A 14,407-nucleotide genomic window follows, 5' to 3' on the forward strand; every position below is an offset into this window, starting at 1 on the left:
TGCGCTCATTCCGAAAACGAAAGAAAGTCCAACGTGAATGGGCCGAGTTGATCGGTCCCGGGCGCCTTCGGCAGGCCGATCGTGAATTTGACCGATTCAGCGTTCGTATCGACGAGCAGGATGGTGGCGCAGCCATCGCTTTGCAGGTTCACGTCGTTCCAATGCGGATGCTCGGGCGGCGAGCCGACGACTGTCGCGCTACCCGCGGTGACGGTGACCCGAACCACGCCCCAACTTGCGCTGTCCGCTTGCACGTAGAGGCAACAGGGCGTGACGCCATCGGCGGGCGCACCCGTCGTGTAGTCGTAGCCGACCAAGTGCTGGTTGGGATCGTTCTGCGGATTCGCGTCCGAATAGTCCTGGAAAGTCGGGTACTTCGTGGCGGTGTTGCTGTCGTCATTCTCGTCCGTCACATTGACCGTGACGACGAGCAGTTCCGATGCGGCATGCGGTAAAGACGGGTTTTCGCCCCTGACCAAGAACCACGTGAATCCATTCTCGTCGAGCGTGGGGAGATAAGGACCCGTCCCATACGAGGTCCCGTCGCCACCATAGAGAATGCTCGGAAGTTGACTACCGTCATTGGGATCGTTCAGCCCGATGATCTCCCCGCCGGACGACAGGTTGCAATTCATCGTATGGCCCGCAGGCCCGTCGACCTTGACCCAATTGCAAGGCTTGAGCGAAATGCCGTCGGCGTAATAAGCGGCCCGCGACGTTACGATCATTCGCAAAGGGACGGTTGCCTTTTCCCCGGTGTCACGCGTAGTGCCGGCCATGGGTTTGGTCTCCTCGATATCGCCGCGCTCGGCCTACTCGGCGCGGCGTTCCGTGGGACTCGGCCCAAGGAACGCCGCGCTTTGCGCCAAGGAACTTCGTCGGCTCGGCCTTAGTAGCTCATATCCGCCGTATTCAATACGAGCGTGAGCACTTGCGAGCTTTGATTGGGCACGCCCGCCCTCTGAACCGTATAGATGATGTAGCAGTGACCTTCCGTATAGGGCGAGTCTTTCATCCGGTCCCAGCCCTTGAACGGATCGACACTGGGGAACTGCAACTCGACAGTGGCGCTGGTCAGGTCGACAACCGTGAAAGGATTTGCCGCAACGGAAATCGATTGATTCAGGACATCGCTATTGGGCTTGTAGCCGGTCAAAACAGCCGTCGCGGTGAGCATGTCACCGATCTGCGCCGTCCAGCCGTTCGTCTCCGATTGATCCAGATCGACTTTGATGGCAACCGGGGGCGCCTGGAGCGTATGCGCGTTGATGACGCCGGCGAGAGGCACGAGTTCAGGCGCATCGAGCGTGCCGTCCGTCTGAATGATCGGCCCTTGGTTGTTGCCCTGGCCCAGAAACGCGTTGATCAGGCTGGGCTTGACGAGACCAGACTCGATGTTGCTGACGATGAAAAGCGCCTCATTCTCTTTGCCGGCGTTAGGCCCGATGTCGCTATAGCCGATGCTCTCGAGAAACCTGGAGTTCCAGTTGTCGTTCTCGGTCATGGGGCTGTGATACGGGCCCGCGGCGATCTGTCCGTTGACGAGTAGATAAATGCGGTCGCCCGGAGCGTTACCGGGATAAGAAGGAATGAGAACGCTGACATAGGGCGGGTTTTGGAGATCGTCGTAGTACAGCGTGTTTGCCTCGATCGCTTCGACCGTCGGCATCAACTCACTGAAGCCCGCGAACGTATCGGTCGGATTCACGACGAGGAACGGCCGATCGTGTTCGTCGGTCGCGCTGAAGTTGTAAAGCGCCCGAACGCCCTGCGCGATCGCACCGGTGCTGTTTATGGCGACCAGATAGAGATTGGCGGTGCCGTCGGCGCCGGTCGTCATGCGCACGAAATACCCCTGCTGGGCTTTATCCTCGACGAGCAACGCGTTACCGGACTGAAGCCTATCTGCATAAGTGGCCGTTGCCGATACATACGCGTTCATCAAGCCGCTGAAAAGACCAAGAGAGTGTTCGGCCGATTCGTGCCACTCGATCACGTAATCCTTGACCGGGTTGCCGCTATCCGTGACTTTGCACGTGAACTGAGTCACGTACCGAGTCGCGCCCGGCGTGAGTCGGTCTCCGTCCTGTGCCGTCGGAATCGGAAGCATCGTCTCGCTCGGGCCCGTGCAGGTAATGACGGGGTCGTGGGCCTGAACGGTGTACGTGACCGTTTGCGCATCGCTAGGTTTCGTCGTCCAGCCGGCACCGGCTTGCGCGTTCACCACGATCGTATTCGTTTTATCCTTGGGATCGTGGCGAATACCTAGCGTCGCTGTACCAGTCGTGTTGTCTCCCTCCGTGATCTGAACCGGCACGGCCGTCACGTCATGCTGATAGGGAAGAAGCGTGAAGTACTTGCTTTCGCCGTTCGTGCTGCCTGAAAAGTCGATCGTGGCACCCGGCGGAATGATATTTGAGCCGCTCATCTTGATGGTCGCCGTGATGAACCGCCCTTGATTCGGGTAGATCTTCGTGGCTGCGTCCGGAGTGAGCGTGATCGTTCCGTTGCCGCCGGACAAGATACGTCCTTTTTCATCGTGCGACATGATGAATGCCTCCATTCTCAGGAGAAGTTTCGTTTCGGGGAATGACTTATCCGTGCCAGTGCAGGCACCGCCGCTGTCGCCACCGCCTCCCTCGTGACGTTCAGAGGTTTGAATCTTCTCGATACGGGAAATAAAAGTCAAACGACACTTTTGCGTTTTTCCAGCGCGTCCCAATTAGAGACATTTCACACGCGAGTTTCTACTTTTTAAAGCTATCCGCATTCCTCATTGCCTTTTGACTACCTGGATAGTTACCTTTACAGAACACCGACAATCTACTCGATTTGCATCGAGCGTCGAGATCGAGCGCCCTAGGCTTGTGCGTTTCTAGGCAGTTTAAGAATGATCGGATCGACACCCTGGCCCTACGCATCAACCATGTGAGGATCGAGTAAGTTTCGATCCAAGAAACCTGCATTCGGCCAGCGAAAGGCCAAATACTGAGATTCGACGAAGGTCATCGATCGAACGATGACACCGTTCCGTTGCGCATCGCATAGATGGCATGTAATGAAGACAGGGATGGATACCCCTTGCTGACGGACGATGCGTGCATCAGCAAATGCGGAATCGCCGCTTCATAAATTCTCGATGCGTTAAAAAAGCTTGCCTGAGAGAAAGCACTCAACCCACCTCGATCGTGGGAGATGAGATCACACAATGACTCTTTCATTTCCCAAATCTTGAATGAGGCGAACCGAGATTTTATTTTCATAAGAAGGCGAAACCTTATATGACCATTCGACGGAGCAGCGTTTCTCAACAAAAATGGCCTCGACGCCATCGCCTTGGGGAAGGCGAATCGATCGAATCGCCTAGCGCGGTACGGTCGGGCAAGAAGCCCCAGCATCGTTTGCGCGCTTCCGTAGTCATGCTCTCGATGGCGGGCACCATCACGGTGGCCGGTATCGCTCCTTGCTTCGCTCAAGTCGTCGACGTCGGCGGCGGCGCAGGCGCGTCGGCCGCATCGGGCAACGGCGGCGCAGGCGGCGGCAACAATGGAGGAGGCACGGGCGGAAGTGTCGGTTCGAGCGCGGGCACCATGGGCACGCTCGACCAGGGCGGCAACGGCGCCGGGGCCGCGTCGTGCGATACGGCGCCGTTTGGTACGGGCTGCGGCGGCAAGACCCAAGCGATCAATTCGTCGATCAGCGGCACCGTGACAGGAGGGTCCGGTATCGACGGAGCGAACGGCATCGGCGGGGGCGGAGGCGGCACGGGTGCGGTGATGACCTCGGGCAACCTGGTTCTAAGCACCGCGGGCAGCGCAGTGATACGCGGCGGCGCGGGCGGCGCAGGCGTGACGGCCGGCGCCGGGGGGGGAGGCGCGGGCTTGGTCTTTATCGGCGGTACCCTGATCGACGACGGCAACTACATCTACGGCGGCTTGGGTGGCGCCGGCACAGCGAACGCCGCCGGCGGAGGCGGCGGTGTCGGCGTGTTTTTCCAGGGCACGACGCTCACCTTCAATGCGGAAAGCACCGCTGAAATCAGCGGTGGCGTCGGCGGCCAGTCCAGCGGCAGCGGCGGCGTCGCCGTAGTCGTCGGCATCGACGGTGCGACGATCACCAACATCAGCAATGGCTTCGGTACCGGCTTCGCCGGCGGCAACGGCGCAGCCGGGCTGGGCGGTATCCCCGACGGCAGCGGCGGCGACGCCATCGACATCGATGGGAGCAACAACACGTTCCTGAACCGAGGCTACGTCAATCCCGGCGGTTCGGCGGGAAGCGCCGCGCTCGCGATGGGGCTCCACGTCAACGGCAACGACAATACGATCATCAACGAAAGCGGCGGCGACATCGAAGGCGGCTGGTCGCTTCTAGACTCATCGCAAACCGCACCGGGCGGGATTGCGATCAGGCTGGACGGCAACGGCAACTTGCTCGAATTGCAATCCGGATATGTCATCAACGGTAAGGTCATCGCTGCCGGCGGCGGCAATATCCTCGCGCTCGGCGGATCGGCCACTGGCACCTTCGACCTCTCGAAGATCGTTTCATCGCTCGATGACACGACCAATACGGAGCAATACCAAGGTTTCGCGCAATACGAGAAAACCGGCCTCAGCACGTGGACGGTAACGGGCAGCGTGGGCGACAGCCACCCTTGGGCCGTGGAGCAAGGCACGCTCGCGCTCGGCACCACCGGCGATCTCTCGCAGGCGAGCAACGTCAACGTCGATGCCACGCTCGACGTCTCCGGCATCACGGCCAGCAGCGCGCACGTTCAAAGCTTATCGGGCGCCTCCACCGGCAACGTCGTGCTCGGCAGCAAATCGCTCGTCATTTCCAACGGCCAGGGCGGGAGCACCCCCGTCGATCCGGGCAACTTCGCCGGCACCATCTCCGGCACCGGCGGCGTCGAAATCACCGGCGGCACGCAGATCTTCTCCGGCATCAACACCTACCAAGGCGATACGCTTCTCACCGGCGGTACGCTGTCGGTCTCCGCCGACGCCAATCTCGGCACCGGCGCGCTGACCTTCAACGGCGGCACGCTGGAAAACACGGCGGCATTCGACTCCTCGCGCGAGGTCATACTCGACGGCGGCGGCGGCACGTTTCTCACGAACGATTCCCTCACCCTGTCGGGCTCGATCTCCGGCAGCAGCGGCTTGACCAAGACAGGCTCCGGCACGTTGATACTGACCGGCGAGGGCACCTATCCGGGCGCCACCCTCATTTCCGCGGGCACGCTCGAAATCGGTAACGGCTTCAACAGCAATTTTTTCAGCACGATCACCGATAACGGCACGCTCGCATTCAACGACAGCGACGCATTTTCATATGCGAGTTCGATCAGCGGCAGCGGCAGCATCGCGCAGAACGGCGCAGGCACGATCACGCTTTCCGGCAACAGCAGCGGCTTTTCCGGTACGACCTCGGTCAACGCCGGCACGCTCGCGGTCGATGGCACGCTTGGCGGCACCGTTGCCGTCAACGGCGGCGCACTCGCCGGGACCGGCACGCTCGAAGGCAACGTCGCGATCGGTGCGGGTGCGCTCGTCGGACGGCAAGGAGATGTGCTGAACTTCGGCGGCAATCTCACGCTCTCGAGCAGCTCGAACGTCGACGTATCGCTCGGCGCGCCCGACCAATCGACCGGCATGTTCAACGTGGCCGGCAATCTCACGCTCGCCGGTACGCTCAACGTGACCGATCTCGGCGGCTTCAGCCCGGGGCTCTATCGCCTATTCGACTACGCCGGCAACCTCACGAACGACGGCCTCGCGATCGGCAGCGTTCCCACCGGCATCAGTCAGAGCGACCTTACCGTGCAGACATCGATCGCCCACGAGGTCGACCTCGTCAACACCGGTGGAGCGTCGGTCAACTTCTGGGACGGCGGCAATGCCGCCAACCACAACAATGGCGCGATAGACGGCGGCAACGGCACCTGGAACGCGACGAATAACAACTGGACCACGGCCGACGGTTCGATCAATTCGAATTGGAGCAATGGGCAGTTCGCAATCTTCGCTGCGCAGGCCGGCACCGTGACAGTCGACGACACGGGCGCTGCGATCTCGATCGACGGCTTGCAGTTCGCGACCGACGGCTATCTGATCAATGGCGATGCGATCACGCTCGGGAACGCGCAGACCATCATCCGCGTCGGCACCGGAGGCGGCGCGATCAGCGCCGGCATCACGGCTACGATTGCGTCGGAACTGACAGGCTCCGGCGGGCTCGAAAAAACCGACAACGGCACGCTCGTGCTGTCCGGCACCAACACGTATACGGGTGGCACGTTCATCGATGGCGGCACGCTGTCGATTTCTTCCGACGCGAATCTCGGCGCGACGCCGGGCGGCGTCACCCTCGACGGCGGCACGCTCGAAAACACGTCGAGCTTCACGTCCGCGCGCGGTATGACGCTCAGCGCAAGCAACGGTCAGTTCGAAACCGATGCCGATCTTGCGCTCACGGGTGTCATCGGCGGTGTCGGCGGCTTGATCAAGAGCGGCAGCGGCACGCTGACGCTCACGGCCAACAATACCTACGCGGGCGGCACCGAGATCTCCGCGGGCACGCTGCAGCTCGGCACCGGTGGGACGTCCGGATCGATCGCCGGGGATATCGATAACAATGGCCAGCTCGTCCTCGATCGCTCGGACACGTGGACGCTCGCGGGCGCAATCGGCGGCACAGGCGGCGTGACGCAGATAGGCACCGGCACGGTGATCCTGACCGGCGACAGCAGCTATCAAGGCGGCACGACGATCTCGGCCGGTACGCTGCAATTGGGCGACGGCGGCACGTCGGGCTCGATCGCGGGCAACGTGACCGACAACGGCACCCTCGCCTTCGACCGCGCGGATACGGTCGTCTTCGACGGCGCGATCAGCGGCAGCGGCAACGTGAAGCAAATCGGCGCTGGCACCACGGATCTCACCGGCGATTCGTCCGCCTTCTCCGGCGCGACGGCCGTCTTGACCGGTACGCTGGCCGTCGACGGCACCCTCGGCGGCACGGTGTCGGTGCTCTCCGGCGGCACGCTCGCCGGCTCCGGCACGGTGGGCACGACGACGATCGCCTCGGGCGGCACGATCGCTCCCGGCCCTTCAGCCGGCACGCTTCATGTCAATGACGACATCAGCTTCGATACCGGATCGACGTATGCCGTCGATATCTCGCCCGATCAAAGCGGCGACCTGATCGCTGTGAGCGGCAAGGCGAACATCCAAGGCGGTACCGTCTATGCGGCCAAGGTGGGCGGCGTCTATACGCCGGGCAGCCAATGGACGATCGTTTCCGCAAGCGGCGGCGTCAGCGGCACGTTCGATTCGCTCTCGCAGAACATGCCCTTCGTCGATCTGTCGCTCGCATATGACGCCAACGATGTCTATATCGACTCGACCCGCAACGACACCTCGTTCTGCAGCGTGGCGCAAACACGCAACGAGTGCGCGACGGGCAACGGCGTGGAAAGTCTCGGCCAAGGCAACGCGGTTTATAACGCCGTCGCGGCCGTCCCCGACGATGCCACCGCGCGCCAAGCACTCGATGCACTATCGGGCGAAGTGCATGCCTCGCTGAAGAGCGCGCTGATCGACGATAGCAGCCTGCCCCGCGAGGCGGCAATCGCACGGATGCGCTCGGCCTTCGACGACGGCGGAGCCTCGGGCTCTGCCGCGCTGGCCTCTACCGAGAGCGGGCTCACTTCCGCGGCGACGGGTGGCGGACGCGCCGTCTTCTGGGCGCAGAGCCTGGGCGGCTGGAATCAATGGGACGGCGACGGCAACGCGGCCACGCTCGAGCGCTCCGTCGGCGGCTTGCTCGTCGGCGTCGACGTGCCGGTTGCGAACACGTGGCGCGTCGGGCTCATGGCCGGCGCTGCCGATTCACGCTTCGAACTCGGCGCGCGCACTTCATCGGGCTCGAGCGTGGACGGCCACCTGGCACTCTACGGCGGCACGCAATGGGGCGCGCTCGGCCTGCGTTTCGGCGCCGGCTATACCTGGCACGACGTCGATACGAATCGCTCGATCGAATTCCCCGGGCTTTCCGAAAACGTCAGCGCGCACTACGGGGCATCGACGCTCCAGAGCTTCGGCGAACTCGGTTACCGGATCGACACCCAGCTTGCCGCATTCGAGCCGTTCGTCGATCTGGCCTATGCCACTCTCCATACCGACGGCTTCACGGAAAACGGCGGCGCCGCGGCATTGACGAGCGCCGGCGGCAATACCGATGCGACGTTCACCACCGTCGGCCTGCGCGGCGCGAAGGACTTCATCGTCGACGGCCACAGGGTGACGGTGCACGGCACCCTCGGCTGGCGTCATGCCTTCGGCGACACAACCCCGCTGTCAACCTTCAACTTTGCCGGCGGCGACGCCTTCACCATTGCCGGCGTACCCATCGCTCGCGATGCGGCAAGTGTCGACGCGGGGTTCGATTTCGGCCTGACCCGAGCCACAACGCTCAGCGTCGGTTATTCCGCGCAGCTCTCTAGAGGGGCGAACGACTACGGCGTTCAGGCTACGCTGACCATGACGTTCTGAACACGGTCAGCACACCGCGAGATTCACGATCGCGCCTGTCTCGATCGTGAATCTCGCCAGTGCAGAACACGATAGCGTCATCGCGCCATTGCCATTACTTAGGACTCCTTCTTTCCCGGTAGCACCGATGCCATGACCTGCTTGGCCGTGTTGACGAGAATGCTGCCTTCTTCGGGATCGCCTTCCATCAGCGTGCGCATGAACTTGCGTGCCTGCGCGAGCGTGATGTGCGGCGGCAGCGGCGGCACGTCCGGATCGGTTTTCACCTCGAGCACGACGGGCCGCCCGGCCGAAAGCGCCTCGTCCCACGCAGGACCGATCGCTTCCGCCGTATCGACATAAATCCCTTTGAGCCCGATCAATTCGGCAAAACGGTGATAGGGAACGTTCGGCAAGTCCTGCGAGGCTTCGAACTTCGGGTCGCCCTCCATGACGCGCTGCTCCCACGTCACCTGATTGAGGTCTTCGTTGTTCATGACCATGCAGATCCATCTACCGTCTTTCCATTGCTGCCAATACTTCGCGACAGTAATGAGCTCGGCCATGTTGTTCATCTGCATCGCACCGTCACCGACCATCGCGATAACGGGACGGTCGGAATGCGCGAACTTCGCGGCGATCGCATAAGGTACCGCCGCCCCCATCGAGGCCAGTCCGCCCGAAAGCGAGCACATCATGCCGCGCCGAATCTTCAGATCGCGCGCGTACCAATTCGCGCAAGAACCGGAGTCGCTCGTCAAAATCACGTCCGAAGACAGTCTCGGCGATAGTTCGGTAAAGATGCGCTGCGGATTGACACCGTGCTTGACGGGTTCTTTCGCGCGCTTGTCGAGCGTCGCCCACCATTCCGAGGTCCATCCCTCGATACGTTTGCGCCAAGCCTCGTCGGTCTTTTGATCGAGCAGCGGCAGCAATGCGCGCAGCGTCTCCGCGCTGTCGCCGACCAAGCTCACTTCCATTGGATAGCGCAGGCTCAGCATGTCCGCACCGATGTCGATCTGCACGCCGCGCGCTTGGCCCTCCTTAGGCAGGAACTCCGAATACGGAAAGCCCGAGCCGATCATGAGCAACGTGTCGCAATGCGTCATCATCTCCCAGCTCGGCTTCGTGCCGAGCAAGCCGATCGAGCCCGTGACCCACGGATATTCGTCGGGCACCGCCGCCTTACCGAGCAGCGCCTTCGCGACGCCCGCCTTCAACCGTTCGGCTACCGCAATCACTTCGTCCGTGGCATGCAGTGCGCCCGCGCCTACCAGGATCCCGACATGGCCGCCGGCATTGAGCACCTCGGCTGCGCGCGCGAGATCGGCGGGTTGGGGCAGAATGCGCGGCGGCGAATATCCGACACCGGAATGGGCCGTGCCGTGCTTGCGCGGCGGCGGCGAGTATTCGACGTCCTGCAGATCGTTGGGCAGCACGATCGCCGTCACGCGACGCTGCGAGCGCGCAATGCGCACGGCACGATCGACCATGTGCCGCACTTGAGCCGGCACGCTCGCCTGCTGCACGTATGAGCCTGCCACGTCCTTGAGCATGGAAACGATGTCGACTTCCTGCTGATAGTGCGAGCCGAGCGCCGAGCGCGCCTGCTGTCCGCAAATCGCGAGCACCGGCATGTGATCGAGCCGAGCGTCGTACAAGCCTGTCACGAGATGCGCCGCACCGGGGCCCGAAGTCGCGAGGCAAACGCCGAGTTCGCCGGTGAACTTGGCATGTGCACTCGCCATGAACGCGGCCATTTCTTCATGGCGCGCCTGCACGAATTCAATCTTGCCGCCCGCGCGCCGCAATGCGCCGAGCAAACCATTGATGCCGTCGCCGGGGTAGCCGAATAGGCGCCGCACGCCCCATTCGTGCAATCTTTCGACAATGAAGTCGCCCACCGTTTGCGCCATCTGTGCCTCCGATATAGTCGGTCTTCGAGACTCGATGTCGCGCAAGAAGCACGCCCGCAAAGAAAGACGCGCCGGCGCCGGCCTCAGTGCGGCCTCAGTGCGGCCTCAGTGCCGCCTCAAGTGCCGCCTCAAGTGCCGCTCATGCCCAGGCGAGCGCGCATGTCACGCGTGATCCGCTGCTTCGTGCTCACGTAGTCGGCCCATGGATCGGCGCTCAACGCTTCGAGCCGTTCGTGAATGTTTTCGACGGTCCATTGAGCTCCGTCCGTCGTGCCGGCGAGTTCGTCCCACGCGAGCGGCACCGACACCCCCATACCGGGCCGCGCGCGCGGAGAGAACGCGGCAACCGTGCTCGATCCCCTGTTATTGCGCAGGTAGTCGACAAAAATTCGGCTGCGTCGATTTTGCGCGCCCATCTTCGCGCTGAAGCGATCGGGCAATGTCGTCGTCATATGTTGTGCGACCGCCTGCGCGAATGATTTGACTTCGTCCCATCCCGCGTGGCGTGCGAGCGGCACGACGACGTGCACCCCCTTGCCGCCGCTCGTCTTGCACCACGATTGCAAGCCCAGCGCAGCCAGCAATTCGCGCGTGAGCTGTGCCGCCTCGATCATGCGATCCCAGCCGAGCTTCGGATCGGGGTCGAGGTCGAACACGATGCGGTCGGGCTTCTCGATGCTCGATGCCACCGCATTCCAGGTATGCAGCTCGACGGTGCTCATTTGCGCCGCACCGATCAGAGCGTGCTCGCGGTCCAGCGTAATCAGCGGCGGATGGCCGCGGTCAAGCCCCTCATGCGACGTGACGTGGGGAATCGAAAGACGATTGCTGTGCTTCTGAAAGAACAATTCTCCATCGATGCCTTCGGGCGCTCGTACGAGCGCAACGGGCCGCCCTTTGACATGAGGCAACAACCAAGGGGCAATCCATTCGAAGTAGCGGACCAAGTCGCCCTTCGTGAATCCGATCGACTTGTCGATCGTGCGCGCCGGATGCGAGATGCGCACGCCCGAAACCGTATCGCCCTCTTTCAAAGGTTCGGTAGATTGCTTAGTTGTCCTGATCGTTTTCACGACGTTCGCATTCTTTCTGATTTTCTCGTCCACGTCGGGCGACTTTTGCGGCGCTTCCTGAACGGCGTCGCGCGCGGGCTTGTCGCGACGCAGGCCGATGACGTGACGAGCGTCCGACGTTCGCACGAGCGCTCTGCATTCCTTGCAAAGCGCTCGTAATCCCTGCAAAGGCAATGGCCATCATTCTCCTTGCCGCGGTCACCTGAATACGCCGATCAAGAGCGTTGCCAAGAAAATGACGAGGAAAATGAAGAACAGAATCTTCGCGATCTCGGCCGCGCCGGCCGCAATGCCGGTGAAACCGAAGACAGCCGCAATGATCGCGACGATGAAGAAGATGAGTGCATATCGAAGCATGGCGTCCTCCTGATGAATGCCGGCACGCCGGCCGGGGCGTCGCCGCCGCGCTCTCCTCGCGGCAAGCATCGAGCGTCGTGGTTTATTCGAAGCAACGCTCTATCCGATACTGCAATGCGCATGCCCACGGAGCGAGCTGTAAGCGAGCCGATCACCGACGTCGCTCGTTACAACGGTTACCGCTGCTCGAAGGAGGACGTGGGAATTTGCACAAGGCCCTCGAGTTGGGGAAACGCCGCGCCGCGAACACGAGCGACCGAGCTGTCCACCCAGGCGGCACTCAGTTGCGTGCCGCTGCAGCGCACGATGATGTGAGTATCCTGTTTGCAGGTGGCGGTATCGAAGAAAAGAACCTTTGCATGCGGGTTGATCGCGCCGCGGATCAAGGCGCTCATTTTCTTTCTAGTATCGACGCCGGCGTATCGGGTACCGATTTTGAAGCGGCGAATCGCACCGATTACATAGATGTACTGAGCACTAGCGGCGCCGTCGCTTTTTAGCAGTGCGAGCGCTTGTTCGATAAGCTCCGCTTCAGTCGCGATCGTCAAATGAACGCCGGCAACACCTGTCGACACGCGCGCCGTCACTGTAATGCAACTGCTGACGTTCGGATAACAGATCGCCGAACTGCTGCGGCCGTGTTGCTCTTCCCAAAGCACGAGTTCGGCCGCACCCGATCCCGCGCGTTTCAGTCGCCCCATATCATCGCCGTCCCTTACCCGACTCATGGGAATCGACTTTACAACGGCTCAATGCGCGCGCGCTCGCCCGGCAAATTGCGCGGACGCTTGCGGAGGACCGGCAAAACCCATCGAACCAAATGTTGAGACTGCGTGGCACTTCCTGCAGAGGCCACACCGTCAACGACGGACCTGCGCTTCGGATTGCTGCATCGGCGCCGTCCGAATCGCCTCGCTTCCGATCGGCTCCACGTCCTTCGTCGGATCGAAATCGGCCCAGCGGCCATGCTGCCACCGCCCATGGGCCCGCTCCACTTCCAGGCTGCCGGCCTCGCGCAGCACGCGAGCCGCTTCCTGCTGGTTGTCGGGCGAGACATGCACGGCAACGAGCACTCCGGAATCGCGCGATTCATGGGGCACTTGGTGCTCCGGCACCTTGCCGCCGCCGCGCGTATGCGACATCGCGCCAACCAGCGAGCCGATGTAGGCTCCGACGCCCGCCGCCACCACGAGGATCAGTAACGGCGAAGAAAACGCGCTGAACAATGCCACGCCGACCACGGCGCCGATCACCGCACCAATCGCGCCGCCCTTGCCCGCGCCTTTCGACGCATGCGCCGCCTGCGGGTCCGCATCCTCGTCTCCGCCGATCGGGAAACGTGCGTGCTGTCCGCGCGGGTTGACGAAGAACAGCGTAACGTCCTCCTGCACGAACCCCGCAGCGAACAGCCGATTGGCAGCCGTCTCGGCCTCGGCGAACGTCGTAAAGCGGCCTGCGACGATCAACGACATGACACGTCCTCCCTATTCCGTTCATTCCCGTTCATTCGCGATTCGAATCGTCGCGCGCCGGGCCGGGTGCCCACCCTCACGCGCGACAATCGCGCGACAATCAAGCACGCTCGATTCGAAACAAGCCGCTGCGCAGGACGACGGCCGCGCCGCCGCTTTCTTCAATGGCTCGCCGACACACCGCGCGAATTCGCTCGCGACCCGCCTCGTAGGCGCGCAGGAGTTCGGCTTCGAGCGTCGAGCCCGCGCCGAAGTGATCCTCGAGCGCTTCCGCCGTGATCGCGCACGAGAGCGGCACGCCGTCGACCACGGCGATGAATCGCACGACCATCTGCGCGCCGTCGAACGCAGGCACATCATCGTCGGCGAACGTCACGCGCACGGCTGGCCCCGCCGTCTATCTCGCGCCACGCATCGTTGCCGTCTCATCGCGCCTGCCCTCGATGCTCGAGCTGGGCGATCAGTTTCTGATTGAATGCCGGGATATCGTCCGGCTTGCGGCTCGAGATGAAGTTGCCGTCTTCGACGACTTGCTCGTCGACCCAGGTCGCGCCCGCATTGCGCAGATCGTCCTGCAAGCTCGGCCAGCTCGTCATCGTGTGTCCTTTGACGATACCGGCCGAGATCGGCAGCCAGCCGCCATGACAAATCACGGCCACGGTCTTGTGTGCCTCGTCGAGCGCACGCACGAACGCCTGCGCCTCGGGCACCGTGCGAATCGCATCGCTGTTGACGACCCCGCCCGGCAGCACGACCGCATCGTATTGCTCGGGCCGCACTTGATCGAAGGTCGCATCGACGGTCACCATGCCGCTACGTTCCATGTGGCGAAAGCCTTGGATCTGACCGTGCTTCTTCGAAATCACATGCACCAATGCGCCGGCCTCCGAGAGCGCCTGCTTCGGCTCGATGAGCTCGGCCTCTTCGAAACCGTCCATCGCCAGCACGGCGACCTTGCAACCTTCCAGCGTTTTCGTCTTCGTAATCATCGGCGCCACTCCTCTGCAATGAAGTGAAGTGCTGCATGCCCCGCAGCAAATGCGGTGCCTACG

The 14,407-nt window shown here is 62.4% G+C and carries 10 protein-coding genes and 1 pseudogene; 1 reads left to right on the forward strand and 10 read right to left on the reverse strand.

Annotated elements, in window-relative coordinates:
* Nucleotides 1-5: 5 nt before the first annotated feature.
* From J3485_RS24915 to J3485_RS24925, 3 genes are all read right to left on the reverse strand, one after another.
* Nucleotides 6-779, reverse strand: a complete 774-nt coding sequence (locus J3485_RS24915; protein ID WP_206956994.1) for a hypothetical protein — start codon at nucleotides 777-779, stop codon at nucleotides 6-8.
* Between the two features lie 110 nt (nucleotides 780-889).
* Nucleotides 890-2,548 (reverse strand): hypothetical protein, encoded by a 1,659-nt coding sequence (locus J3485_RS24920; protein WP_206956995.1) that lies wholly within the window; start codon nucleotides 2,546-2,548, stop codon nucleotides 890-892.
* A 457-nt stretch (nucleotides 2,549-3,005) separates the two neighbouring features.
* The gene (locus J3485_RS24925) at nucleotides 3,006-3,221 is read right to left on the reverse strand and encodes a hypothetical protein (protein ID WP_206956996.1); all 216 of its coding nucleotides are present in this window, start codon (nucleotides 3,219-3,221) and stop codon (nucleotides 3,006-3,008) included.
* Nucleotides 3,222-3,401: 180 nt separating this feature from the next.
* Here J3485_RS24925 and J3485_RS24930 point away from each other — a divergent pair, with 180 nt between their 5' ends.
* Nucleotides 3,402-8,558, forward strand: coding sequence for an autotransporter domain-containing protein (locus J3485_RS24930; protein WP_206956997.1), 5,157 nt, complete (start codon nucleotides 3,402-3,404; stop codon nucleotides 8,556-8,558).
* A gap of 98 nt (nucleotides 8,559-8,656) precedes the next feature.
* Here the strand turns inward: J3485_RS24930 and J3485_RS24935 are convergent, their stop codons facing one another.
* From J3485_RS24935 to J3485_RS24965, 7 genes and pseudogenes are all read right to left on the reverse strand, one after another.
* On the reverse strand, nucleotides 8,657-10,453 hold the full coding sequence (locus J3485_RS24935) for a thiamine pyrophosphate-requiring protein (protein ID WP_206956998.1): 1,797 nt from the start codon (nucleotides 10,451-10,453) through the stop codon (nucleotides 8,657-8,659).
* A 128-nt stretch (nucleotides 10,454-10,581) separates the two neighbouring features.
* Nucleotides 10,582-11,676: pseudogene (gene ligD, locus J3485_RS24940) on the reverse strand (DNA ligase D); the annotation flags it as partial.
* A gap of 48 nt (nucleotides 11,677-11,724) precedes the next feature.
* Entirely contained in the window at nucleotides 11,725-11,883 is a 159-nt protein-coding gene (locus tag J3485_RS24945; protein ID WP_206957000.1) for a DUF1328 domain-containing protein, read from the reverse strand.
* Between the two features lie 176 nt (nucleotides 11,884-12,059).
* Nucleotides 12,060-12,431, reverse strand: coding sequence for a hypothetical protein (locus tag J3485_RS24950; protein WP_206957001.1), 372 nt, complete (start codon nucleotides 12,429-12,431; stop codon nucleotides 12,060-12,062).
* Between the two features lie 312 nt (nucleotides 12,432-12,743).
* Nucleotides 12,744-13,355 carry a hypothetical protein gene (locus tag J3485_RS24955; protein ID WP_206957002.1) on the reverse strand — a complete coding sequence of 204 codons (612 nt, stop codon included), beginning with the start codon at nucleotides 13,353-13,355 and terminating at the stop codon, nucleotides 12,744-12,746.
* A 100-nt stretch (nucleotides 13,356-13,455) separates the two neighbouring features.
* A complete protein-coding gene (locus J3485_RS24960) occupies nucleotides 13,456-13,737 on the reverse strand; it encodes a DUF1488 family protein (protein ID WP_309477080.1) in 282 nt (93 codons plus the stop codon).
* Between the two features lie 43 nt (nucleotides 13,738-13,780).
* Complete coding sequence (locus tag J3485_RS24965) at nucleotides 13,781-14,344, reverse strand: type 1 glutamine amidotransferase domain-containing protein (protein WP_206957003.1); 564 nt, start codon at nucleotides 14,342-14,344, stop codon at nucleotides 13,781-13,783.
* Nucleotides 14,345-14,407 lie beyond the last annotated feature (63 nt).

The sequence above is a fragment of the Trinickia acidisoli genome (assembly GCF_017315725.1).
Lineage (GTDB): Bacteria > Pseudomonadota > Gammaproteobacteria > Burkholderiales > Burkholderiaceae > Trinickia > Trinickia acidisoli.